Origin of the sequence: Pseudomonas phenolilytica, assembly GCF_021432765.1 — a bacterium.
In the GTDB taxonomy this organism is placed as follows: Bacteria; Pseudomonadota; Gammaproteobacteria; order Pseudomonadales; family Pseudomonadaceae; genus Stutzerimonas; species Stutzerimonas phenolilytica.
Genome location: NZ_CP058908.1, coordinates 754,702 through 776,546 on the forward strand (window position 1 = coordinate 754,702; position 21,845 = coordinate 776,546).

Annotated in this window: 25 protein-coding genes; 12 read left to right on the forward strand and 13 right to left on the reverse strand. The window is 66.4% G+C overall.

From position 1 onward, the window contains the following. The first annotated feature begins 34 nt into the window (after nt 1–34). The 7 genes from hisI to HU825_RS03625 all read left to right on the forward strand — a co-directional run bounded on the left by hisI (nt 35) and on the right by HU825_RS03625 (nt 3,618). Complete coding sequence (hisI, locus tag HU825_RS03595) at nt 35–430, forward strand: phosphoribosyl-AMP cyclohydrolase (RefSeq protein ID WP_008569471.1); 396 nt, start codon at nt 35–37, stop codon at nt 428–430. Beyond that, the gene (locus HU825_RS03600) at nt 423–755 is read left to right on the forward strand and encodes a phosphoribosyl-ATP diphosphatase (RefSeq protein ID WP_043295376.1); all 333 of its coding nucleotides are present in this window, start codon (nt 423–425) and stop codon (nt 753–755) included. The genes hisI and HU825_RS03600 overlap by 8 nt, the downstream gene beginning before the upstream one ends. A gap of 21 nt (nt 756–776) precedes the next feature. Then, the gene (tatA, locus tag HU825_RS03605; protein ID WP_003286709.1) at nt 777–1,007 is read left to right on the forward strand and encodes a twin-arginine translocase TatA/TatE family subunit; all 231 of its coding nucleotides are present in this window, start codon (nt 777–779) and stop codon (nt 1,005–1,007) included. 74 nt (nt 1,008–1,081) lie between these two features. After that, nucleotides 1,082–1,483, forward strand: a complete 402-nt coding sequence (tatB, locus tag HU825_RS03610; RefSeq protein WP_138300582.1) for a Sec-independent protein translocase protein TatB — start codon at nt 1,082–1,084, stop codon at nt 1,481–1,483. Further along, nucleotides 1,480–2,283, forward strand: a complete 804-nt coding sequence (gene tatC / locus HU825_RS03615; protein ID WP_234302925.1) for a twin-arginine translocase subunit TatC — start codon at nt 1,480–1,482, stop codon at nt 2,281–2,283. Before tatB ends, tatC begins: the two co-directional genes overlap by 4 nt. Continuing rightward, nucleotides 2,280–2,987 (forward strand): 16S rRNA (uracil(1498)-N(3))-methyltransferase, encoded by a 708-nt coding sequence (locus HU825_RS03620; protein ID WP_234302926.1) that lies wholly within the window; start codon nt 2,280–2,282, stop codon nt 2,985–2,987. Before tatC ends, HU825_RS03620 begins: the two co-directional genes overlap by 4 nt. A gap of 211 nt (nt 2,988–3,198) precedes the next feature. Then, the gene (locus HU825_RS03625) at nt 3,199–3,618 is read left to right on the forward strand and encodes a UPF0158 family protein (RefSeq protein WP_156715631.1); all 420 of its coding nucleotides are present in this window, start codon (nt 3,199–3,201) and stop codon (nt 3,616–3,618) included. 4 nt (nt 3,619–3,622) lie between these two features. Here the strand turns inward: HU825_RS03625 and dtd are convergent, their stop codons facing one another. From dtd to HU825_RS03660, 7 genes are all read right to left on the reverse strand, one after another. After that, nucleotides 3,623–4,060 (reverse strand): D-aminoacyl-tRNA deacylase, encoded by a 438-nt coding sequence (dtd, locus tag HU825_RS03630; protein WP_138300585.1) that lies wholly within the window; start codon nt 4,058–4,060, stop codon nt 3,623–3,625. After that, nucleotides 4,060–5,034 (reverse strand): prolyl aminopeptidase, encoded by a 975-nt coding sequence (pip, locus tag HU825_RS03635; protein ID WP_077682235.1) that lies wholly within the window; start codon nt 5,032–5,034, stop codon nt 4,060–4,062. Before pip ends, dtd begins: the two co-directional genes overlap by 1 nt. Before the next feature lie 142 nt (nt 5,035–5,176). Beyond that, a complete protein-coding gene (locus HU825_RS03640; protein ID WP_431978460.1) occupies nt 5,177–5,719 on the reverse strand; it encodes a lipocalin family protein in 543 nt (180 codons plus the stop codon). A gap of 5 nt (nt 5,720–5,724) precedes the next feature. Continuing rightward, nucleotides 5,725–5,979 (reverse strand): lipoprotein, encoded by a 255-nt coding sequence (locus HU825_RS03645; RefSeq protein ID WP_043295364.1) that lies wholly within the window; start codon nt 5,977–5,979, stop codon nt 5,725–5,727. A gap of 87 nt (nt 5,980–6,066) precedes the next feature. Further along, nucleotides 6,067–6,669 (reverse strand): DUF924 family protein, encoded by a 603-nt coding sequence (locus HU825_RS03650; RefSeq protein WP_077682418.1) that lies wholly within the window; start codon nt 6,667–6,669, stop codon nt 6,067–6,069. 4 nt (nt 6,670–6,673) lie between these two features. After that, nucleotides 6,674–7,684, reverse strand: coding sequence for a class 1 fructose-bisphosphatase (locus tag HU825_RS03655; protein ID WP_043295362.1), 1,011 nt, complete (start codon nt 7,682–7,684; stop codon nt 6,674–6,676). Between the two features lie 136 nt (nt 7,685–7,820). After that, nucleotides 7,821–10,274: a glycogen/starch/alpha-glucan phosphorylase gene (locus tag HU825_RS03660; RefSeq protein ID WP_234302927.1), complete on the reverse strand. Its 2,454-nt coding sequence runs from the start codon at nt 10,272–10,274 to the stop codon at nt 7,821–7,823. 190 nt (nt 10,275–10,464) lie between these two features. Between HU825_RS03660 and HU825_RS03665 the strand changes: the two genes are divergently transcribed. Together HU825_RS03665 and HU825_RS03670 are read left to right on the forward strand one after the other, a co-directional pair. Beyond that, a complete protein-coding gene (locus tag HU825_RS03665; RefSeq protein WP_008569458.1) occupies nt 10,465–10,878 on the forward strand; it encodes a YkgJ family cysteine cluster protein in 414 nt (137 codons plus the stop codon). Between the two features lie 154 nt (nt 10,879–11,032). Further along, complete coding sequence (locus HU825_RS03670) at nt 11,033–11,485, forward strand: thioesterase domain-containing protein (protein ID WP_008569457.1); 453 nt, start codon at nt 11,033–11,035, stop codon at nt 11,483–11,485. A gap of 48 nt (nt 11,486–11,533) precedes the next feature. Here HU825_RS03670 and cysQ read toward each other — a convergent pair whose 3' ends face one another. Further along, nucleotides 11,534–12,352, reverse strand: coding sequence for a 3'(2'),5'-bisphosphate nucleotidase CysQ (gene cysQ, locus HU825_RS03675; protein ID WP_234302928.1), 819 nt, complete (start codon nt 12,350–12,352; stop codon nt 11,534–11,536). Next, on the reverse strand, nt 12,349–12,915 hold the full coding sequence (nudE, locus tag HU825_RS03680; protein ID WP_043295356.1) for an ADP compounds hydrolase NudE: 567 nt from the start codon (nt 12,913–12,915) through the stop codon (nt 12,349–12,351). The genes cysQ and nudE overlap by 4 nt, the downstream gene beginning before the upstream one ends. A 111-nt stretch (nt 12,916–13,026) precedes the next feature. Between nudE and yrfG the strand changes: the two genes are divergently transcribed. The 3 genes from yrfG to HU825_RS03695 all read left to right on the forward strand — a co-directional run bounded on the left by yrfG (nt 13,027) and on the right by HU825_RS03695 (nt 17,065). Next, nucleotides 13,027–13,707, forward strand: a complete 681-nt coding sequence (yrfG, locus tag HU825_RS03685) for a GMP/IMP nucleotidase (RefSeq protein WP_431978443.1) — start codon at nt 13,027–13,029, stop codon at nt 13,705–13,707. A 161-nt stretch (nt 13,708–13,868) separates the two neighbouring features. Then, complete coding sequence (locus HU825_RS03690; protein ID WP_234302929.1) at nt 13,869–16,463, forward strand: PAS domain-containing protein; 2,595 nt, start codon at nt 13,869–13,871, stop codon at nt 16,461–16,463. A gap of 143 nt (nt 16,464–16,606) precedes the next feature. Beyond that, complete coding sequence (locus HU825_RS03695) at nt 16,607–17,065, forward strand: YMGG-like glycine zipper-containing protein (protein WP_043295351.1); 459 nt, start codon at nt 16,607–16,609, stop codon at nt 17,063–17,065. A gap of 75 nt (nt 17,066–17,140) precedes the next feature. Here HU825_RS03695 and HU825_RS03700 read toward each other — a convergent pair whose 3' ends face one another. Genes HU825_RS03700 through HU825_RS03715 form a run of 4 tightly spaced genes read right to left on the reverse strand, consistent with a single transcriptional unit; the run spans nt 17,141 to nt 21,803 of the window. Continuing rightward, entirely contained in the window at nt 17,141–17,572 is a 432-nt protein-coding gene (locus HU825_RS03700; RefSeq protein ID WP_043295349.1) for an acyl-CoA thioesterase, read from the reverse strand. 11 nt (nt 17,573–17,583) lie between these two features. Continuing rightward, the gene (locus HU825_RS03705) at nt 17,584–18,747 is read right to left on the reverse strand and encodes an iron-containing alcohol dehydrogenase (protein WP_043295347.1); all 1,164 of its coding nucleotides are present in this window, start codon (nt 18,745–18,747) and stop codon (nt 17,584–17,586) included. 24 nt (nt 18,748–18,771) lie between these two features. Next, on the reverse strand, nt 18,772–20,562 hold the full coding sequence (locus HU825_RS03710) for an acyl-CoA dehydrogenase C-terminal domain-containing protein (protein WP_234302930.1): 1,791 nt from the start codon (nt 20,560–20,562) through the stop codon (nt 18,772–18,774). A gap of 2 nt (nt 20,563–20,564) precedes the next feature. Further along, nucleotides 20,565–21,803, reverse strand: a complete 1,239-nt coding sequence (locus HU825_RS03715; protein ID WP_234302931.1) for a 3-hydroxyacyl-CoA dehydrogenase — start codon at nt 21,801–21,803, stop codon at nt 20,565–20,567. Nucleotides 21,804–21,845: the final 42 nt, after the last annotated feature.

The following is a 21,845-nucleotide window of genomic DNA, read 5'->3' on the forward strand; positions in this document are numbered from 1 at the left end:
GCTGGCACACTTGGCGCACTCAGCGGAGGTATCGATGAACTGGCTGGACGAGATCAACTGGAATAGCGACGGGCTGGTCCCGGCGATCGCCCAGGACCACAAGACCGGCCGCGTGCTGATGATGGCCTGGATGAACCGCGAGGCGCTGACGCTGACCGCCCGCGAGCAGCGCGCGATCTACTGGTCACGCTCGCGCGGCAAGCTATGGCGCAAGGGCGAGGAGTCCGGCCATGTGCAGAAGCTGCATGAGCTGCGCCTGGACTGCGATGCCGATGTGATCATCCTGCTGGTCGAGCAGATCGGTGGCATCGCCTGCCATACCGGCCGCGAGAGCTGCTTCTACCGGGTGTTCGAGAACGACGCCTGGAAGGTCGTCGAGCCGGTCCTGAAAGACCCGCACGCCATCTATGCGGAGCACAAGCATGAGTGACACCCTCACCCGTCTGGCCGAAGTGCTGGAAGCGCGCAAAGACGCCGCACCGGACAGCTCCTACGTGGCCAGCCTGTATCACAAGGGGCTGAACAAGATTCTCGAAAAGGTCGGCGAGGAATCGGTGGAAACCATCCTCGCCGCCAAGGACGCCGCCAGCAGCGGCGACTGCAGCGACCTCATCTACGAAACCGCCGACCTGTGGTTCCACAGCCTGGTCATGCTCGCCGCGCTCGGCCAGCATCCCCAGGCAGTGCTGGACGAGCTGGACCGGCGCTTCGGCCTCTCCGGACACGCGGAAAAAGCCGCGCGTCCACAAACCTGATCCACTCCGGAGTATCACATCATGGGTCTTGGCGGCATTAGCATCTGGCAACTCCTGATCATCCTGCTCATCGTCATCATGCTGTTCGGCACCAAGCGCCTCAAAGGCTTGGGTTCCGACCTCGGCGATGCGATCAAGGGCTTCCGCAAATCGATGGGCACCGACGACGACAAGCCAGGCGTCGAGGAAAAGCCCGGGCAGACCATCGATGCCCAGGCGCGCAAGGTCGAAGAACCTACCCGCAAAGACTAGTTGCCCGCGAACCGGCAGCCTGAGCTTCGCTCGGGCAGTCGGCGCGCACCTCCCCTGTTGATGAGCACGTCCTGATGTTCGATATCGGTTTTACCGAACTGCTTCTGGTCGGTCTGGTGGCCCTGGTGGTGCTGGGACCGGAGCGCCTTCCCGGAGCCGTTCGCACCGCCGGCCTGTGGGTCGGCCGCCTGAAACGCAGCTTCAACAACATCAAGGCCGAGGTCGAGCGCGAAATTGGCGCCGACGAGATTCGTCGCCAACTGCACAACGAACGCATCCTCGACCTCGAACGCGAGATGAAGCAGAGCATCATGCCGCCGGCTTCGACCACTAGCAGCCCCGCAGCATCCACACCGGCGACCACTCCCGCAGCCGTCAGCGCCGACAGCGCGCCCGCCACCGCGCCGGCGCCCGAGCCCGCCAAACCCGCCGAGCCGGCGCCCGATTCCCGTCCTGACAGATCGCCAGAGCCATGAGCAAGCCTTCCCTCGACGATCAGGAAATGCCGCTGATCGCCCACCTGACCGAACTGCGCAAGCGCCTGCTGCACTGCGTCATTGCGATACTGGTGCTGTTCGCCGGCCTGTTCTATTTCTCCCAGCAGATCTATTCGCTGGTCGCCGCACCGCTGCGCGCCTACCTACCCGAAGGCGCGACGATGATCGCCACCGGGGTCGCCTCGCCGTTCCTGACGCCGTTCAAGCTGACGCTGATGGTTGCGCTGTTCCTCTCGATGCCGATCATCCTGCACCAGATCTGGGGCTTCATCGCGCCTGGCCTGTACAAGCACGAGAAGCGCATCGCCGTGCCGCTGCTGATCTCCAGCATCCTGCTGTTCTACGCTGGCATGGCCTTCGCCTACTTCGTGGTGTTTCCGATCATGTTCGGTTTCTTCGCCAGCGTGACGCCCGAAGGCGTGGCGATGATGACCGACATCGGCCAGTACCTGGACTTCGTGCTCACGCTGTTCTTCGCCTTCGGCGTGGCGTTCGAGATTCCGGTGGCGACCTTCCTACTGATCTGGGTTGGCATTGTCGATGTCGCCACCCTGCGCAAGAGCCGTCCCTACGTGATCGTCGGCTGCTTCGTCGTCGGCATGGTGCTGACCCCGCCGGACGTGTTCTCGCAGACCCTGCTGGCGGTGCCGATGTGGCTGCTGTTCGAGGCCGGCGTGCTCTGCGGCAGCATGGTCAAGAAGCGTGAGCAGGAAGAGGCCGAGCTGGCAGACGAGCAACAATCGGACGCCGGCAGCCAGCCGCCCGCCCCGCGCCCGTGAACCTGCTGCTGCTCGAGCCGGCTGATTTCGTCGCCGAGCGCCGCGTATTGCTGCGCGACCGGCGGCTGACCCACCTGCAGGACGTGCACCGCGCCGAGCCCGGCGCGACGCTGCGGGTCGGCCTGCTGGGCGGTGCGATGGGACAAGGCCGGCTGCTGCGCCTGACGACCGCCGAGGCCGAACTCGAAGTCGAGTTCGACCAGCCGCCGCCCGCGAAGCTGCCACTCACCCTGCTGCTCGCACTGCCCCGACCGAAGATGCTCAAGCGCGTGCTGCAGACCGTGGCCAGCATGGGCGTGCCGCGGCTGGTGCTGCTCAACAGCTACCGGGTGGAGAAGAGCTTCTGGCAGACCCCCTTTCTCGAACCGGCGGCGATCCGCGAGCAGCTGATTCTCGGCCTGGAACAGGCGCGCGACACCGTGCTGCCGGAAGTCATCATCGAGAAACGCTTCAAGCCCTTCGTCGAGGACCGCCTGCCGCAGCTGGCTGCCGGCACCCGCGGGCTGGTCGGTCATCCCGGCGATTATCCGGCCTGCCCGCGCGCCGTCGAGGGACCGGTGACGCTCGCCATCGGGCCGGAGGGCGGCTGGATCCCCTACGAGGTGGACAAGCTCGCCGAAGCCGGCCTGCAGCCGGTGCAGTTGGGCGAGCGCATCCTGCGGGTGGAGACCGCGGTCAGCGCGCTGCTGGCCCGCCTGTTCTGAGCCCACGCTGGCGGCGCCGCCAGCGCACGGCGCACATTCTCCGATGAGCGTGACGCACCCACCCGGTGCCGGGTGGTCAGACGCTACAGGCTGTTTATGACGCCCCTCCCAAGCGGTTGATTTCCAGGCCCGCCAGGGCTCGACCGCATTCAGCTGCGCCAGCCGTTGCGGCGGCGCGTCCCACGATCACTGCACGAGAGCGGCCTTTTTCATGCGACCACTGACCATCGATATGCACCGTCTGGAATTCGCGCTGGATGGGCGCGACACCGCCGAGTACTACCTCGACCTGGAGAGTGGCGAGATTCGCGCAATTTTCCCTGGCGATCCGGCACCTGGCGTCATGGATAAATACGACATTCAGCAGGATCGCTACCTGCACATCGCGCCGCTGGAACTGGCGCAGGCCATCGCCATGCGCGAGGCCTTCCTGTTCACCCAGCACGACCCTATCGCGCACGCGGTGCTGAGCAATGCACTGAAGGGGCGCAAGCCGCTGCGCACCTTCGACTTCAAGCTCGAGGACTTTCCCGCGGTGCGCGAGGCGTGGTTGCGCTACCAGACGGTCCAGTTGCGCGAATATGCGGTCAGCTGGCTACGCGACAACGACCTGGAACCGGCGCGCTCCTGAACCCTCAGCTCTCCAGCAGAAAGGTTACCGGACCGTCGTTCTGCAGATGCACCTGCATCTCGGCACCGAAGCGCCCGCAGGCGACCTGTGGGTGCTGCCGACGGGCCTGCGCCAGCAGGTAATCATAGAGCGCCTCCCCCTGTGACGGCGGCGCCGCACTGGAGAAGCTGGGACGCAGGCCGCTGCGGGTATCGGCGGCGAGCGTGAACTGCGACACCAGCAGCAGACCGCCGCCGACGTCCTGCAGCGAGCGGTTCATGCGCCCTTCGGCATCGGCGAAAACGCGGTAGTTGAGCAGCTTGTGCAGGAGCTTGTCGGCGCGCGCCTGATCGTCCTCGCGCTCCACGCCGATCAGCACCAGCAGCCCCTGATCGATCGCGCCGACCACCTCACCCGCCACCTCGACCCGTGCGTGCCGTACACGCTGCAGCAGTGCCTTCATCAGGCGTCATCCGCCGGCGGTACGTTGGTCAGGCGCTGCGCAATGTCAGCAGCGGCGCGCACCAGCGCATCGGTGATGCCGCTCTCGGCAGCCGAATGGCCGGCGTCGCGGATGATCTGCAGCTCGCTCTCCGGCCACGCCTGGTGCAGTGCCCAGGCGTTGTCCAGCGGGCAGATGGCATCGTAGCGGCCATGCACGATGATGCCAGGCAGATGCGCCATCCGCGGCATGTCGCGCAGTAGCTGGTTCGGTTCGAGAAAGGCTTGATTGATGAAGTAGTGGCATTCGATGCGCGCCATCGACAGCGCGCGATGGGGATCACCGAAACGTTCCACCACCTGCGGATTGGGCCGCAGCGTGGCGGTGCGGCCTTCCCAGCACGACCAGGCCTTGGCCGCGTGCATCTGTGCGATCTGGTCGGTGCCGGTCAGACGTTGGTAGAACGCCTGCATCAGATCGCCGCGCTCTTCCGGCGGGATCGGTGCGACGAAGTCTTCCCAGTAATCGGGGAACAATCGGCTCGCACCTTCCTGATAGAACCAACTCAGGTCGTGCGGCCGACAGAGGAAGATGCCGCGCAGGATAAGCGCATGCACATGCGCGGGGTGCGCCTGGGCGTAGGCCAGCGACAGCGTCGAGCCCCAGGAGCCGCCGAACAGCACCCACTTGTCGATGCCGAGAAACTCGCGAATGCGCTGCATGTCGGCGATCAGGTGGGCGGTGGTGTTGTTCTCCAGGCTGGCGTGCGGTGTGGAGCGCCCGCAGCCGCGCTGATCGAAGGTGATGATGCGATAGACCGTGGGGTCGAAGAAGCGCCGGCTCAGCGCATCGCAGCCGCCGCCGGGGCCACCGTGCACGAACAGTACCGGCAGGCCATCCGGAGTACCGCTCTCGTCGACGTAGAGCACATGCGGTTCCTCCACCGCCAGCTCGTGTCGCGCATAGGGTTTGATCTCCGGATACAAGGTTTGCATGGCACACTCCCGATCTGCGTGGCCGGCGGTCGGCCCCTGGATATGTCCGGCATCATAGCGAGGATCACGCGCACGGGCATGCCGCTGCGTAAATTGACCCGCCTCGCCTCATGACGCTCGCAGGCGGGGCGCGTGAGGCGCGCTACTGCTGTTCGCCGCGCCAGATCAGCGATTCGGTGACGTAACCGCGGGCCTGCGCCTCCTGCAGCAGGCGGTCGCGTACCTGCGCGGAAACCTGTGGCGTACGCGCCATCAGCCAGAGGTATTCGCGATCGGGGCTGCCCACCAGCACGCTCTGGTAGTCGTCGTCGAGGAACAGGATCCAGTAGTGGCCGCGCGTCAGCTGCGGAAACAGGCGACTGAACCAGTTATCGAAGCGCACCCAAAGGCGATCGGTGCGCCCTGGCTCCTGTGCCACCGCCTGCCCGACCGCTTGCTGCCAGTCACCGTCGACGGTGCGGCAGCGGTTGATGACCGCGACGCTGGCGTCGTCCTGCAAACGGTAATTCGCCTCGGATTCCACGCAGTTGCGCTGAAAGAACATCGGCAGCCGCGCCAGCTCGTACCAGGTGCCCTGGTAGCGCTCGAGATCGACCTGGCCGGCAGTCGCCGGAGGCGCCTCGCCACTCGTCGCGCCGGCACAGCCCAGCAACAGTGCGCACGACAGCGCCGCCAGCATGCGCATGACCATCATTTGAGCCCCTTGCCGGAAAACATCATCACCTTGTCACCGGCGAACTGGATGCTGATGAAGCGATTCTTGTCGCCCCAAGTGCAACTGGACATGCCCAGCGCGCCGGCGCACTCCTCGGGCTTGCCGAGCAGCTGTTCGACCTCGACGCGCGGCATGCCGGGCTTGAGCTGGGCGAAATTGTCCTGGGTGATCTTGCTGCAGGCGCCAAGCAGCAAGGCGATGGCAATCAGGGCGGAAAAGCGCAGCGGCATGAGCAAACTCCTTGTCAGGTACGGAAAGACTAGCGCCTGGCCGGCAGCCGTGCCGGCCAGAGGCCGAACGGTGCGATCACTTAGAAGCTAGAAGCGCGATCCCGGTTCGGCGAGGAATGCGCGCTCGGCTTCGCTCGACTCGCGCCCGAGCATTGCATTGCGATGGGGAAAGCGGCCGAAGCGGGCGATCACAGCACGGTGGCGCCGGGCGTAATCGAGAAAGTCGTCGAACAGCGGCTGTTCATCCGCCGCGGCAATCTCGCACAGTTGCTCGAACTGCGCGACGGCCAGCTCCTGCTGCGCCAGGTCCTCGGCATGTTCCAGCACCAGGTAGATGAAAACCCGCTGGATTGGCGCCAGCAGCACATCGCCACCGTGCGCCAGCCCCTGGCGTACCAGTTGCTGCGCCCGCACATCGCCAGCGAAGGCCTGCGACGTACCGCGATGAATCATCCGGGGCAGCTGATCGAGCAGCAGGATAAGCGCCAGCCAGCCCTCGGGGCTGGCCGTCCAGGCATCGAGTTCGCCACGCAGCGCCTGCTCGCACAGCGGGCCGAAGCGCTCGCGCGCCTGGGCGTCCTGCGCACTCCGGTAGCCGAACCAGAGCGCATGCTTTTCGCCCGAGATCTCGCGCGCCGTGGTGCCCTGACCGAACCACCAGTCCAGCAGTTGCCGCCAGGGCACGGGCATCACATCAGGCCTGGTGATAGCCGGTGACGCGCTCGACTTCTTCCTTCGAGCCGAGGAACACCGGCACGCGCTGGTGCAGCGAGGTGGGCTCGATGTCGAGGATGCGTCGGGTGCCATCGGTGGCGGCGCCACCGGCCTGCTCGATGATGAACGACATCGGATTGGCTTCGTACATCAGCCGCAGCTTGCCGGGCTTCTCCGGCTCGCGGGCGTCCCACGGATACATGAACAGGCCGCCGCGGGTGAGGATACGGTGCACGTCGGCCACCATCGAGGCGATCCAGCGCATGTTGTAGTTCTTGCCCAGCGGCCCCTCCTTGCCGGCCAGCAGTTCTTCAACGTAGCGCTTGACCGGCGCCTGCCAATGGCGCTGGTTGGACATGTTGATGGCGAATTCGGCAGTGCTCTGCGGCACGCGGAGGTGTTCGTGGGTCAGCACGAAGCTGCCCAGCTCGCGGTCGAGGGTGAAGCCCATGACGCCGTGACCGAGCGTCAGCACGAGCATGGTCTGCGGGCCGTAGATCGCGTAACCCGCGGCCACCTGGCGGGTGCCCGGCTGGAGAAAGGCTTCCTCGCCGAGCGAGTCGTTCTGGCTGAAGCAGTCACCGGGGCAGCGCAGCACGGAGAAAATGGTGCCGACCGAGACGTTGACGTCGATGTTGCTGGAGCCGTCCAGCGGATCGAACAGCAGCAGGTAGGCGCCTTTGGGGTAGCGACCGGGAATCTGGTACGGCTTGTCCATTTCCTCGGACGCCATGCCGGCCAGGGTGCCGCCCCACTCGTTGGCTTCCAGCAGGATCTCGTTGGACAGCACGTCGAGCTTCTTCTGCACCTCGCCCTGCACGTTCTCGGTTTCCATGCTGCCGAGCACGCCGCCCAGCGCGCCCTTGGACACCTGATGGCTGATGGCCTTGCACGCGCGCGCCACCACCTCGACAAGGAAGCGCAGATCCGCGGGAGTGTTGTTGCTGCGGGTCTGCTCGATCAGGTAGCGACTCAGGGTTACGCGTGACATGGAAAAGGCTCCAGAGAGGGGAGAAAACCCGCGCAGTTTAGCAGGCCGGCAAAAAACTAACTCCCCTCAGACCGACACCGCCGCAGTGGAGTTCAGCGCAGCGGCATTGGCCGCCGCGCTGCACTCCGGCGCCGCGCTACATCACCTTCCAGATCTCGCTGGCGTATTCGCGAATGGTGCGGTCCGAAGAGAACCAGCCGGTGCGTGCGGTGTTGAGCACCGCCGAACGCCACCACTGCTCCGGATCGCGCCAGCGCGCCTCGACCTCCAGCTGCGCCTGCCAGTAGGCCTCGAAGTCGGCGCAGACGTGGTAGGTGTCGTGCCAGTAGAGCCCGTCGATCAGGCCCACGTAGCGCCCCGGATCGTCGGCCGAGAAGGCGCCGTCGCGAATCGCCGAAAGCACCTCGCTGAGGCGCCGCGAGCCGATGATGGTGGCCTCGGCGTTGAATTCGCCGGCACGCTTGCGCGCTTCGACCTGCTGCGCCGTGAGGCCAAAGATGAACATGTGCTCGCGACCGATCTGCTCGCTCATCTCGACGTTGGCGCCGTCCAGCGTGCCGATGGTCAGCGCGCCGTTGAGGGCGAACTTCATGTTGCTGGTGCCCGACGCCTCCAGTCCGGCGGTGGAAATCTGCTCGGAGAGGTCGGCCGCCGGGATGATGTCCTCGGCCAGGCTGACGTTGTAGTTGGGCAGGAACACCACCTTGAGCAGGCCGCGCACGGTGGGGTCGTCGTTGATGGTGCGGGCGATGTCGTTGGTCAGTTTGATGATCAGCTTGGCCTGGTGATAGCTGGCGGCCGCCTTGCCGGCGAAGATCTTCACCCGAGGCACCCAGTCGCCGCCCGGATCGGCGCTGATCGCGTGGTACAGCGCCACGGTGTGCAGCAGGTTGAGCAGCTGACGCTTGTACTCGTGGATGCGCTTGACGTGCACATCGAACAGCGCCGCCGGATCGACGCTCACGCCCAGCCGCTCCTGGATCAACGCCGCCAGATGACGCTTGTTGGCCATGCGCTGCTCGGCGAACTGCAGGCGGAAGGCGGCCTGCTCGGCGAACGGCTCCAGATCGCGCAGGCGATGCTGCGGATCGTCCAGCAGCGCTTCGCCGAGGCTGCTCACCAGCAGCCCGGTGAGGTGCGGGTTGGCCTGGTACAGCCAGCGGCGGAAGGTGATTCCGTTGGTTTTATTGTTGATCCGCTCGGGATACAGCGCATGCAGGTCGGTGAACACCGTCTTGCGCATCAGCCCAGTGTGCAGCGCCGACACGCCGTTAACACTGGACGAGCCGAGAAACGCCAGGTTGCCCATGCGCACGCGGCGTCCGTGGTCCTCCTCGATCAGCGACACCGAGCGCAGCAGCTCGGCATCCTGCACGCCGCGCTGGCGCAGGCTGTCGAGGTGATGGGCGTTGATCAGGTAGATGATCTGCATGTGCCGCGGCAGCAGCCGCTCCATCAGCCCAACCGGCCAGGTTTCCAGCGCTTCGGGCAGCAGCGTGTGGTTGGTGTAGTTCAGCGTCGCGGTGGTCAGCTTCCAGGCGTGCGGCCATTGCAGGCCGTGCACGTCCACCAGGAGGCGCATCAGCTCGGCCACGGCGATCGCCGGGTGGGTGTCGTTGAGCTGGATCGCCGCGTAGTCCGGCAGGTTGTCCAGCGTGCCGCGCTGGTCGAGGTGGCGGCGCAGCAGGTCCTGCAGCGAGGCGGCAACGAAGAAGTACTCCTGGCGCAGGCGCAGTTCCTGGCCAGCCTCGGTGCTGTCGGCCGGGTAGAGCACCCGCGAGATGCTCTGCGCCTTGGCCTCCTCGGCCACCGCGCCGATGTGGTCGCCGGCGTTGAAGCGCTCCAGGTGGAAATCCGCCTCAGCCCGCGCGCGCCATAGGCGCAGGGTATTCACGCTGGCGCCGCGCCAGCCGACGATCGGCGTGTCGTAGGCGATCGCCCGCACACCCTCGGCCCAGTGCCAGAAGTGGCGGGACTCGCCGCCGCCCTCGCCCGGTATCGCCGTGACATGGCCGCCGAAGCCGATCAGGTAGCTGACTTCCGGCCGCTCGAACTCCCAGGGATTGCCGAAGTCGAGCCAGGTCTCGGTCTGCTCGTGCTGCCAGCCGTCAACGATGGCCTGACGGAACAGCCCGTGGTCGTAACGGATGCCGTAGCCATGCGCCGCCACCTGCAGCGTCGCCATGCTTTCCATGAAGCACGCCGCCAGCCGGCCGAGGCCGCCGTTGCCCAGCGCCGCATCGGGCTCGAGCAGGCGGATGCGCTCGATGTCGACGTCCAGCTCGGCCAGCGCCTCGCGCGCCACCTCAAACAGGCCGAGGTTGCTCAGGCTGTCGACCAGCAGACGGCCGATGAGAAATTCCAGCGAGAGGTAGTACACCCGCTTGCAACCGCCCTGGTAGGTCTGCCGGGTGCATTCCATCCAGTGGTCGATGATGTGGTCGCGTGCGGCAAGCGCCACCGCCTCGAACCAGTCGTAGTCGGATGCGCTTTCGGAGTCCTTGCCGACCGAATAGGTCAGCTTGCGCAAGACCTTCTCGCGGAACGCGCTGACTTCGTCGGAAGGGGAAACGCCGGATTCCTGCGTCATGGATAGTCCTCGCGGCTGGAAAACATACAAGAGGGACTCGTGGCGGGGCGGCCGGTTCACCTCATCGGGCAGTCCAGACAGGTTTGCAGGTTTCCTTTACATCTGCGCGACCGCCCGTCCGGCGTACGCCGCTGGCAATTGCCGCGCAGCCCGTTATGATCGCGCACCTTTTTTCATCGAAACGCGCGCCGTGAAACACTCGCTGATCGCCTCATCCGACCCGGAACGCCTGGAAACCTGGGCCCGCTACAGCAACGGGCTGTGCCGCGACTGCCACGCGACCTGCTGCACCCTGCCGGTGGAGGTGCGCATCGACGACCTGATCCGTCTGGGGCTGGTCGACGAGTTCGAGCGCGACGAACCGGCCAAGCAGGTCGCCCGGCGCCTGAGCCGCGAAGGGGTGGTCGAGCACTTCAACCACAAGCGCGAGATTTTCACCCTGACCCGCCTAGCCAACGGCGACTGCCTCTACCTCGACCGCCAGACGCGCCTGTGCACGGTCTACGCCAAGCGCCCAGACACCTGCCGCAACCACCCGCACGTCGGCCCGCGTCCGGGCTACTGCGCCTACCAGCGCAAGAGCGAGCGCCGCACCAGCCGCTGAAACCTGCGCCGCAGCGCCGGTTCACCGCCGGCGCAGGCAACCGGACGGCGCACTGCCGGCCGAGGTGAAGCATGACCAGGCTGGCAAAATCGTGACTCAACAGTCATGCTTGGCGTCTTTCCTGTCTCCGCCACGTTTTAGGAATCTCCCCGGCATGAGCCGCGATAGCCGCTACCTGGAAGCCATCCTCCATCACGACATTCCGCTGACGCGCTCGCTGGGCCTGCGCGTCGCGCAGTGGGAAAACCACGAACTGCGCCTGAACGTGCCGTTGCAGCCGAACATCAACCACAAGAGCAGCATGTTCGGCGGCAGTCTGTACTGCGCCGCGGTGTTGGCTGGCTGGGGCTGGCTGCATCTGCGTCTGCGCGAAGCCGGCATCGAGGATGGCCACATCGTCATCCATGAAGGCCAGATCGAATACCCGCTGCCAGTGGTCGATGATGCAATCGCCATCTGCTCCGCGCCGACGCCGGAAGCCTGGGAGCGCTTCGAAGCGATCTACCGCCGCCGCGGCCGCTCGCGTCTGGAACTGCACAGCCGCATCCTCGCCGCCGACGGCCGCGACGCGGTGCGTTTCACCGGGCAGTTCGTGCTGCACAAATAGCCCCGCCCGGGGCCTCGTGATCATCCCGCCTCTAGCGCAGCGCCGGCCTCACGGTTGCTGCGCGATGTCCAGCAGTTCGTCGCGCCAGTCGGCGCCGGCCGGCAGTGCCAGGAACGACGGATTCAGATAGCCCTCGCGCGCCTCGTAGGTCAGCGGCGCGCCGGCGACATCCAGCACTTCGCCGCCCGCCCCTTCGAGCACGCCCTGCGCGGCCGCGGTATCCCACTGCGAGGTCGGCGCCAGGCGCGGATAGCAGTCGGCGGAGCCCTCAGCGAGCAGGCAGAACTTCAGCGAGCTGCCGACGTTCGCCAGCTCGAGCTCGCCGAATCGCTGGCGCAGGCGTTCGAGCAACTGTTCCTGGGCCGGACTGCTGTGCCGCCGGCTGGCCACCACGGTGAAAGCGCCGACCGGCTGCCGGCGTGTGCGCAGCGGGCGGAGCGTGCCGTCCACCTCGCCACACCAGGCGCCCAGCGCGGCGCCACCGTAATAACAGCGCCCATTGGCGGGAATGCCCACTACGCCGAAGCACACCCGGCCGCGCTCGATCAGCGCCACGTTGACGGTGAACTCCTCGCTGCCGGCGATGAATTCCTTGGTGCCGTCCAGCGGATCGACCAGCCACCAGCGCGTCCAGCCGGCACGCTCGGCCAGCGGTAGCGCGCAGTCTTCTTCGGACAGTACCGGAATGCCGGGGTCCAGCGCCGTCAGGCCGTCGAACAGCAGCCGATGCGCGGCCATGTCCGCCGCTGTCACCGGCGATTCGTCGGCCTTGGTCTGCACTGCCAGTTCGCGGCGCCAGTACGGCAGGGTCGCCGCACCGGCCGCGCGCACCAGATCGATCACCGCCGGCAGGTAGCGATGAATCATTGGCCGAACTCCCCACGCTGGGTCAGCAGATCGCGCGCCAGGTACAGCGCGGCCAGCGCGCGGCCCTCGCTGAACTGCGGATGCTGGATCAGGCTCGACAGTTCGTTCAGCGAATACTGCTCGACGCGCATCGGCTCCGGCTCATCGCCCGGGAGGCGTTCGGGATAGAGGTCGCGCGCCAGCACCACCTGGATCTTCTGGCTCATGTAACCCGGCGACAGCGACAGCTCGGTCAGCAGTTCCAGGCGTCGCGCGCCGAAACCGGCTTCTTCCTTCAACTCGCGGTTGGCGGCCTCGAGCACATCCTCGCCGGGTTCGATCAGGCCCTTGGGCAGCGACAGCTCGTAGCTGTCGGTACCGCCGCAGTATTCCTCGATCAGCAGCACATTGTGCGCATCGGCCAGCGCCACGATCATCACCGCGCCGTAGCCGGTCCCCTTGCCGACCAGGCGCTCGTAGGTGCGCTCGACACCATTGGAGAAGCGCAGCTGCAGCTCCTCGACGCGGAACAGGCGGCTGCTCGCAACGATCTCACGGGCAAGCACGGTGGGTTTCTGGCGCATGGGACACTCCTGCAAACGCGAGCAGCTATGATAACCCGGCTTCTGGCGGCAGCCGTGAACGCTTTGCTGCACGCCACCGTCTCAACCCTATCCGACCATCAAGAGCCCGCCATGATCACCGCCCCGCCCTGGTCTACCATCGATACCGTCCTGCTCGACATGGACGGCACGCTGCTGGACCTGCATTTCGATAATCACTTCTGGCTCGAATTCCTGCCGCAGCGCTACGCCGAGCGCCACGGCATCAGCCGCACGATGGCCGAAATGGAGTTGACGCCGCTGTTCAACGAACACCAGGGCAAGCTGACCTGGTACTGCCTGGACTTCTGGACCCGCGAGCTCGACCTGCCGATCCGCGAGATGAAGCGCGAAATCGCCCATCTGATCGCCCTGCGCCCGGCCGCCGACCAGTTTCTCGCCGCACTGCGCGATGCCGGCAAACGCGTGGTCCTGATCACCAATGCCCATCGCGATTCGCTGTCGCTGAAGCTTGAGCGCGTCGAACTGGCACCCTGGTTCGACCGTCTGATCAGTTCGCACGATTATGGCTTCCCCAAGGAAGACCCGCAGTTCTGGCACGCCCTGCGCCAGGATCTGGAGCTGGCACCGGAGCGCGCGCTGTTCATTGACGACAGCCTGCCGATCCTGCGCAGCGCCCGCGCATTCGGCATTGCCCATCTGCTGGCCGTGCGCGAACCGGACAGCCGGCGCGGCCACAAGGACACCGAGGAGTTCGCCGCGGTCGAAAGCTATCCGGAGCTGATCCGCAGCTTGCAGGGGCGCGCTGCCTGACAAAGCGCGCTTTTCTACCGCGAGTAACCCCGTAGAATCGTCGCGCTGCGAGCGCCACGACCATGACGCGCCTCGCAGCGCCCTCTGCGCGTTGGCCGGCCCGCGCACAGGCTCATCTTCCGGCCACACAGCCGACCACGGTGCAAGGAATGGAACAGGTTATGCCGACAGCTGAGCGCTGGCCGCACAGCAGCAGCGAAATGGGCGAACGGATTCGCCGATACGACTGGCAGGTCACCCCGCTGGGTCCGCCCGCGGACTGGCCGGCGGCCCTGCGCCTGCTGGTCGATACGATCCTCGATGCCCCCGGGCCCATGTGCATCCTCTGGGGCGAGGACAACATCCAACTCTACAACGACGCCCACGCGCGGCTGATCGGCCGACGCCATCCGGCCGAGCTGGGCAGCCCGGCCTGCGGCACCTGGGGCGCCACTTGGGAACTGCTCGAACCCGCCTGCGACGGCGCGCGGCGGGGCGAGGCGCGCCTGCTGCACAACCGCCACATGCTGATCGAGCGCCACGACGAAGCGGAAGATGCCTGGTTCGACATGGCGCTGAGCCCGATCCGCGACAGCCGGGGCGCGATCGCCGGCCTGCTGCTGTGCCTCAACGAAACCAGCGAGCGCATGCGCAGCGATGCCCGCCTGTCGCAGACGGCGCTGCGCTACAAGCTCAGCGCCGAGGCCTACCGCCTCAGCGAACAACGCCTGCAGTTGGCGCTGGAAGCCAGCGACCTGATCGGCATCTGGGACTGGGACGTGCAGGGCGGAGCGACCTGCGAGCAGGTCGAGCTGCTCTGCCATGTGCCGGAGCAGGACTATACGACGCCCCAGCAGAGCCTCTCGGTCCAGCCGTTTGTCGAACACATCCACCCCGACGACCGCGCCCGCGTGCTCGCAGCGATGCAGCAATGCGTCGCCGGCAACGGCACCTTCGCCGAGCGTTACCGGCTGCACACTGACGATGAACAGCCGCGCTGGGCCTACGCGCGCGGGCGCTGCCACTATGGTGAAGACGGTCGCGTGCTGCGCTTTCCCGGCGCGGTGATGGACATCAGCCGTCAGCACGCCAGCGAACTGGCCCTGCGCCAGAGCGAGGCGGAGATCAAGATGATCACCGACGCACTGCCGCTGCTGATCGGCTACATCGACGATCAGGAACGTTTCCGCTTCAACAACCGCTACTACGAGGATTGGTTCGGCTATCCGCCGGAATGGCTGCGCGGCAAGACCGTGCGCGAGATCCTCGGCGAGGCCGGTTATCAGCTGCGGCGCGCCAACATCCGCGCCGCGCTGAACGGCGAAACGGTGACCTTCGAGGCCCACAGCCCGCACCGCGACGGCGGGCAGCGGCGCTCGCTGGTGCACTACCTGCCGCGCGTCGACGTCCACGGCAAGGTGATCGGCTTCTTCGTCATGGCACTGGACGTCACCGAGCGCTGGCGCGCCGAACAGGCCCTGCGCGAACTCAACGAGACGCTGGAAAGCCGCATTCAGGAGCGTACCCAGGCGCTGGCCGAGGTTTACGAACGCCTGCTCAAGGAAATGGCCAGCCGCGAACAGGCTCAGGACGCCCTACGCCAGGCGCAGAAGATGGAGGCCGTCGGCCAGCTCACCGGCGGCATCGCGCACGATTTCAACAATATGCTCACCGGCATCATCGGCGGGCTGGACCTGATCCAGCGCTACATTCAGTCCGGCCGCCACGGCGAAACCCAGCGTTTCATCGACGCCGCGGTTACCTCCGCCAATCGCGCCGCGGCACTCACCCATCGGCTGCTGGCCTTCGCGCGCCGTCAACCGCTGAACCTCAAGCGAGTCGAACTCAACGCGCTGATCGACTCGATGCACGACCTGCTGATCCGCACGCTCGGCAGTCATATCCAGATTGAAATGCAGCTGCAGGCCGATCTGTGGCCGGCCTACAGCGACGACAACCAGCTGGAAAGCGCGCTGCTCAACCTGGTGATCAACGCCCGCGACGCCATGCCCGACGGCGGCACGCTGCGCATCGGCACCGCCAACGTGATGCTCGAGCGCGCCCGCCAGGTCGGCGACCTGGCGCCCGGCGCCTACGTCACCCTGACAGTCGCCGACAGCGGCTGCGGCATGACACCCAAGGTCCTGGCCAGCGCCTTCGAGCCGTTCTTCACCACCAAACCCATCGGCCAGGGCACCGGCCTTGGGCTGTCGATGATCTACGGCTTCGCCCGGCAAGCGGGCGGGCATCTGCAGATCACCAGCGAGCCGGACGCCGGCACCGAAGTGTGCCTGTACCTGCCGACCCACGCCGAGGCGGTGCCCTGCGCCCCGGCTCCAAGCGCCGCTGCCGCGGTGCTGCGTGCGCAGCAGGGCGAATGCGTGCTGGTGGTCGAAGACGACCCGGCAGTACGCCTGCTGGTGCTCGATGTGCTGGATATGCTCGGTTATCAGGCCCTGGAAGCGGCCGAAGGCACCGCGGCGGTGGCAATCCTGGAATCGGAGCAGCGCATCGATCTACTGGTCACCGACGTCGGCCTGCCGGGCATGAACGGCCGGCAGCTGGCCGATATCGCCCGCCAGCAGCGCCCGCAGCTGCCGGTGCTGTTCATGACCGGTTATGCCGAGCGCGCTGCCAGCAGCGGGTTCCTCGACAGCGGCATGGACATGATCAGCAAGCCCTTCACCATCGACCAGTTGGTGCAACAGATCAGCGCCATCCTGGCCGAGACCGATCGCCAGCCGGACCGCGCGGAGCCCCTTCACAACCAGTCCTAGACCGCTTCGCTTGTTTGAAGTTCCTTTTGCAAAACAAATACTTGCGGAGTTTGCGCAAGCTCACACCTTTCATCGGAGGGCGCTTGCGCCGCTGCGGTTCGGCGGGTAAGGATCGCGGCGCCATCCACTCTGAGGTTGCGTCAATGAAGTATTCCTCGATTCTGCTGTTGTCCGCGAGCCTGCTCAGCAGTGCCGCATTTGCCGGAAGCAATACCGAAGCGGCCGTTGGCGGCGCGCTGGGCGGCGCGCTGGGCTCGGTGGTCGGTGAACATCTGGGCGGCTCCACCGGCGCCGCCATCGGAGCCGGTGTCGGCGGCGCGGCAGGCGGTGCAGTCGGCGCGGACCGGCGCAACCGTACCGAAGCGGCCATCGGCGGCGGCCTGGGCGCGGCCGGCGGCAACGTCATCGGCCAGCGAGTCGGCGGCAGCACCGGCGGCCTGATCGGTGCGGCGGTCGGTGGTGGTGCCGGCGGCGCGCTGGGCAACGCCTACGGCGATGACGACCGCGATTACCGTGATCGTGACCGGCGCTATTACCGCGACGGACATCGTCACCCTGGCAAGGGCCACTACAAGAAAAAGTGGCATAAGCACCATCACTAAGCACTGTCAGCGGGCAGCCACGCGGGCATGACCAAGAGGCCGGGCGGATCATCGATCCCCCGGCCTCTTCGTCGTTCAGGCCAGCGCTTCGAGCGCGCGGCGCAGACTATCCGGGATCGACGTCGGCCGGTTGTCGGCGCGACGCACGAAGACGTGGACGAAACGCCCGGCAGCGCAGGCTTCGTCTTCGCCACGGCGAAACACCGCCAGCTCGTACTGCACCGATGAACTACCCAGGCGGGCAACGCGCAGGCCGACTTCGAGGGCATCCGGGAAGGCGATGGAGGCGAAGTAGTCGCACGAGGAGCTGACCACGAAGCCGACAACCTCGCCGTCGTGGATATCCAGCCCGCCGTGGTGGATCAGGTAGGCATTCACTGCCGTATCGAAAAAGCTGTAGTAGGTCACGTTGTTGACATGGCCGTAGAGGTCGTTGTCGTGCCAGCGCGTGCTGATGGCATGGAAATGCCGGTAGTCGTCGCGCAGATGCCGGGCTTGCTCGGACATGCAGAGGCTCCTCAGTAGGCGGCACGGTAGATGGTTAGGGCGTCGGCCTCAGTGACCTCGCGCGGATTGTTCACCAGCAGGCGCTGCTGCAGCATCGCCTCCTTGGCCAGCTGCGGCAGCAACTCTTCCGGCACGCCGGCGTCGCGCAGGCGGGTCGGCAACCCCATGCGGGCACTCATCTGCTCGAACTCCTCGATCAGCTGCTCGGCGTAGGTGGACGGATCATCTGTGCGCAGCCGATCGCCCAACACGATGGGCGCCAGCTCACCGTAGTGCGTGGCCGCCGCGCTGACGTTGAAGCGCAGCACCTGCGGCAACACCAGGGCGTTGGACAGCCCATGGGGAATGTGGAAATTGCCTCCCAGCGGATAGGCCAGCGCGTGCACGGCGGCGACCGGCGCGTTGGCGAACGCCTGGCCGGCCAGGCAGGCGCCCAGCAGCATGGCCTGGCGTGCCTCGCGGTTGCTGCCGTTGTGCACCGCCTCGTCCAGATTGGCCGCCAAGAGGCGCAGCGCCTCGCGGGCCAGCAGGTCGGACATGGGATTCTTCTTCAGCGCGCTGGTGTAGGCCTCGATGGCATGCACCATGGCGTCGATGCCGGTGGCCGCGGTCACCGCCGGCGGCAGGCCGAGGGTGAGATCGGCGTCGAGCAGCGCCAGGTCCGGCAGCAGCAGGGGCGAAACCACGCCCATCTTGGTCGTCTCACCGGTGGTGATGATGGCGATCTGCGTGACTTCCGAGCCGGTGCCGGCGGTGGTCGGCACCTGGATCAGCGGCAGACGCTGGCCCTTGGCGTTGCCCACGCCATAGATGTCCTGCAGCGATTGCGCGCAATCAGGATGGGCCAACAGCGCGACCAGCTTGGCTACGTCCATGGAGCTGCCGCCGCCGAAGCCGATGATCAGATCCGCCCGGGACGCCCTGGCCTGCGCCACCGCCGCCAGGACGATGTGCTCGGGCGGGTCGGCAACGACCTGATCGTAAACCGCGACCTGCAGCCCTTCCGTCTCGAAGCCCGGCAGGACTTCGTCGAGCAGGCCGAAACGGGTGATGCCCGGGTCGGTCACCACCAGCACCGAGCGCGCCGCACGCTCCTTGCAGAGGCTGGCCAGCCGGCGCGACGAGCCGGGCTCGCAGATCAATTGAGCGGTTGTGGCAAAGCTGAACGGATGCATCGGTGCCTCCTGTGATCGATTAGCTCAAAACGCGAAGTCGCTTTCCGGCAGCGCCATCAAACAATCCGCGCCACCCTGAATGGCTTCCCGATGCGCACTCGCCCGCGGTAGCACACGGCGCAGATAGAAATCCGCACTGGCCAGCTTGGCCTGATAGAAAGCCTCCTCGCCGGCGCCCTGCTCCAGCGCATCCTGTGCACGCGCCGCGGCCTGCAGCCAGAGGCCGGCCAACAGGACATAGGCCGAGTACTGCAGGAAATCCACCGACACCGCGCCGATCTCCTGGGGATCGCGACCGGTGGCGGCGATGATCTCGGCGCTCAGCTCGCGCCACTCGCCAATCCGCGCCTGCACCTTGCTCGCCATCTCATGCAGCGCTGGTCGGTCGATCTGTCGGTCGCAAATCTCGCTGAATTCGGCCTGCAATGCGGACAGTTCCGCGCCGCCGTCACCGAGCAGCTTGCGACGGATGTAATCGAGCGCCTGAATGCCGTTGGTGCCCTCGTAGAGTTGGGTGATGCGGCTGTCGCGCATCAGCTGTTCCATGCCCCATTCGCGGATATAGCCGTGACCGCCGTAGACCTGCACGCCGAGGCTCGCCACCTCCTGACCCATGTCGGTGAAGAACGCCTTGACGATGGGGATCAGCAGCGCCGCGCGCTTGCCCGCCGCCTTGCGATAGCTCGGCTCGGGATGGCCGTGCTCGAGGTCCAGCTGCCGGGCGCAGTAGGCCGCCAGCATGCGGCTGCCTTCGACCAGCGTCTTTTGCGTCAGCAGCATGCGGCGCACGTCGGGGTGCACGATGATCGGGTCGGCTGGCTTGTCCGGATGCTGCGCGCCTGCCAACCCACGAGACTGCAAGCGCTCACGGGCATAGGCCAGCGAACCCTGATAAGCCTGTTCGGCAATGCCAAGCCCCTGCAAGCCGACCTGGAAGCGCGCGTCGTTCATCATGGTGAACATGCACGCCAGGCCCTGATTGGGCTCGCCGACGATCCAGCCGGTGGCGCCGTCGAAGTTCATCACGCAGGTCGCCGCGCCCTTGATGCCCATCTTGTGTTCGATGGCACCGCAGCTCAGCGCGTTGCGCGCGCCCGGCGTGCCGTCGGTATTGGCGATGAACTTGGGCACCAGCAGCAGGCTGATGCCTTTCACCCCGGCCGGCGCATCCGGCAGCCGTGCCAGCACCAGATGCACGATGTTCTCGCTCATGTCGTGCTCGCCGCCGGAGATGAAGATCTTGCTGCCGCTGACCTTGTAGCTGCCGTCCGCCTGCGGCTCGGCGCGGGTGCGCAGCAGGGCGAGATCGGTGCCGGCCTGCGGCTCGGTCAGGCACATGGTGCCGCTCCAGCGGCCGCTGACCAGCTTCTCCAGATAGGCATTCTTCAACGCGTCGCTGCCGTGCTTGTACAGCGCCAGCACCGCGCCCTCGGTCAGCCCCGAATAGATGCGGAACGACAGCGACGCTGCCATCAGCATCTCGTGAAAGTTGCACGCCACCAGCTGCGGGAAGCCCTGGCCGCCGTATTCGCTCGGCCCGGTCATGCTCGCCCAGCCGTTGTCGACGTACTGCTGGTAGGCCTCGACGAAGCCCTGCGGCGTGCGGACTTCGCCGTTTTCCAGGGTCACCCCTTCCTCGTCGCTGTTGCGATTGAGCGGGGCGATCTCGCCGCCGGTGTAGCGCGCCGCCTCTTCCAAAACGCCGTCGATCAGCTCGCGGTCCAGGCCGTTGCCGAGCAATTCGCAATGACTGGTGGCGTCGAACAGCTCGTGCAGCACGAAGCGCATGTCACGCAGCGGTGCCTTGTATTCCATGCTCAAGCCTCCTTCTGGTAGTCGGCGAAGCGCCCACCGAGTGTGGCCAGGCTGTCGATCAGCTCGGCCGGCTGCCAGTGCTCGCCGTGGCGCTCGGCCAATGCGTTGAGGCGCTCACGAATGGCCGGCAGACCCTGACGGTCGGCCCAGGTCATCGGCCCGCCGACTTCGGCCGGGAAGCCGTAACCGTAGAGGTAGACGGTGTCGATATCGGCGCTGGACTCGGCCATGCCTTCCTCGAGAATCTTGGCGCCCTCATTGACCAGCGCCAGCAGGCAGCGCTCGAGAATCTCCTCCGGGCCGATCTCGCGGCGCTCATAGCCGAGGCGCTCGGACTCGCGCTGCACCAGGGCGTCCACTTCCGGATCGTGCTCGGCCTGGCGGCTGCCTTCGGCGTAGCGGTAGTAGCCCATGCGCGACTTCTGGCCGAAGCGGCCCAGTTCGCAGAGACGGTTATCCACCTGCACCTCGGGCTCGTCCTGGCCCTTGCCGGCCAGCTCGCGGGCGCGCCATTCAAGGTCGATACCCACCACGTCATACATGCGGAACGGGCCCATGGCGAAGCCGAAGCCCTGCAGCGCGGCGTCCACCTGATGGGGGTAGGCACCTTCGAGCAGCATCATCCGCGCCTCGCGCACGTAGGTGGCGAGCATGCGGTTGCCGATGAAGCCCGGGCAGTTGCCGGCTACCACGCTGACCTTGCCCATGCGCTTGCCAAGTTCCTTGGCAGCCTCCAGCACGGCCTGGCTGGTTTGGGCACCGCGAACGATTTCCAGCAGCTTCATGATGTGCGCCGGGCTGAAGAAGTGCAGGCCCACGACCTGCTCCGGGCGCTTGGTGACCGCGGCGATGGCATCGATATCCAGCGCCGAGGTGTTGCTGGCGAGGATGCCGGTCGGCTTCACGATGCCGTCCAGCTCGCGGAAGATCTTCTGCTTGAGTTCGAGGTTCTCGTAGACCGCCTCGATCACCAGGTCCACGTCGGCCAGCGCCGGGTAATCCGCGGCCTTGCTGATGCGGGCCCGGCGCGCCGCCGCTTCGGCCTCGTCGATCCGCCCCTGACGCACGTTGTGTGCGTAGGTGTCGGCCACCACGCCCAGCGCCTGCTCGAGCATCTCGGGATTGTTGTCCAGCCACAGCACCTGCACGCCGGCGTTGGCCAGGCTCATGACGATACCGCGGCCCATGGTGCCCGCGCCGATCACGGCGGCGGTCTGGATATCGAAGCGGGGTTGGCTCATGTGAACGGTCCTCGTCGCAGGCTGGAAAAAGGTGGAGACCAA

Bases quoted from the DNA above. Each gene is read 5' to 3' on its own strand.
- dtd (WP_138300585.1), bottom strand. From the start codon at position 4,060: ATGAAGGCACTGCTGCAGCGTGTACGGCACGCACGGGTCGAGGTGGCG.
- cysQ (WP_234302928.1), bottom strand. From the start codon at position 12,352: ATGATTCATCGCTACCTGCCGGCGGTGATCGATCTGGTGCGCGCGGCC.
- HU825_RS03625 (WP_156715631.1), top strand. From the start codon at position 3,199: ATGCGACCACTGACCATCGATATGCACCGTCTGGAATTCGCGCTGGAT.
- nudE (WP_043295356.1), bottom strand. From the start codon at position 12,915: ATGCGCCAGAAACCCACCGTGCTTGCCCGTGAGATCGTTGCGAGCAGC.
- pip (WP_077682235.1), bottom strand. From the start codon at position 5,034: ATGCAAACCTTGTATCCGGAGATCAAACCCTATGCGCGACACGAGCTG.
- HU825_RS03600 (WP_043295376.1), top strand. From the start codon at position 423: ATGAGTGACACCCTCACCCGTCTGGCCGAAGTGCTGGAAGCGCGCAAA.
- tatB (WP_138300582.1), top strand. From the start codon at position 1,082: ATGTTCGATATCGGTTTTACCGAACTGCTTCTGGTCGGTCTGGTGGCC.
- HU825_RS03710 (WP_234302930.1), bottom strand. From the start codon at position 20,562: ATGGAATACAAGGCACCGCTGCGTGACATGCGCTTCGTGCTGCACGAG.
- HU825_RS03645 (WP_043295364.1), bottom strand. From the start codon at position 5,979: ATGCCGCTGCGCTTTTCCGCCCTGATTGCCATCGCCTTGCTGCTTGGC.
- HU825_RS03640 (WP_431978460.1), bottom strand. From the start codon at position 5,719: ATGCGCATGCTGGCGGCGCTGTCGTGCGCACTGTTGCTGGGCTGTGCC.
- HU825_RS03700 (WP_043295349.1), bottom strand. From the start codon at position 17,572: ATGTCCGAGCAAGCCCGGCATCTGCGCGACGACTACCGGCATTTCCAT.
- HU825_RS03655 (WP_043295362.1), bottom strand. From the start codon at position 7,684: ATGTCACGCGTAACCCTGAGTCGCTACCTGATCGAGCAGACCCGCAGC.
- HU825_RS03690 (WP_234302929.1), top strand. From the start codon at position 13,869: ATGCCGACAGCTGAGCGCTGGCCGCACAGCAGCAGCGAAATGGGCGAA.
- HU825_RS03660 (WP_234302927.1), bottom strand. From the start codon at position 10,274: ATGACGCAGGAATCCGGCGTTTCCCCTTCCGACGAAGTCAGCGCGTTC.
- yrfG (WP_431978443.1), top strand. From the start codon at position 13,027: ATGATCACCGCCCCGCCCTGGTCTACCATCGATACCGTCCTGCTCGAC.
- tatC (WP_234302925.1), top strand. From the start codon at position 1,480: ATGAGCAAGCCTTCCCTCGACGATCAGGAAATGCCGCTGATCGCCCAC.
- HU825_RS03705 (WP_043295347.1), bottom strand. From the start codon at position 18,747: ATGCATCCGTTCAGCTTTGCCACAACCGCTCAATTGATCTGCGAGCCC.
- tatA (WP_003286709.1), top strand. From the start codon at position 777: ATGGGTCTTGGCGGCATTAGCATCTGGCAACTCCTGATCATCCTGCTC.
- HU825_RS03650 (WP_077682418.1), bottom strand. From the start codon at position 6,669: ATGCCCGTGCCCTGGCGGCAACTGCTGGACTGGTGGTTCGGTCAGGGC.
- hisI (WP_008569471.1), top strand. From the start codon at position 35: ATGAACTGGCTGGACGAGATCAACTGGAATAGCGACGGGCTGGTCCCG.
- HU825_RS03695 (WP_043295351.1), top strand. From the start codon at position 16,607: ATGAAGTATTCCTCGATTCTGCTGTTGTCCGCGAGCCTGCTCAGCAGT.
- HU825_RS03670 (WP_008569457.1), top strand. From the start codon at position 11,033: ATGAGCCGCGATAGCCGCTACCTGGAAGCCATCCTCCATCACGACATT.
- HU825_RS03715 (WP_234302931.1), bottom strand. From the start codon at position 21,803: ATGAGCCAACCCCGCTTCGATATCCAGACCGCCGCCGTGATCGGCGCG.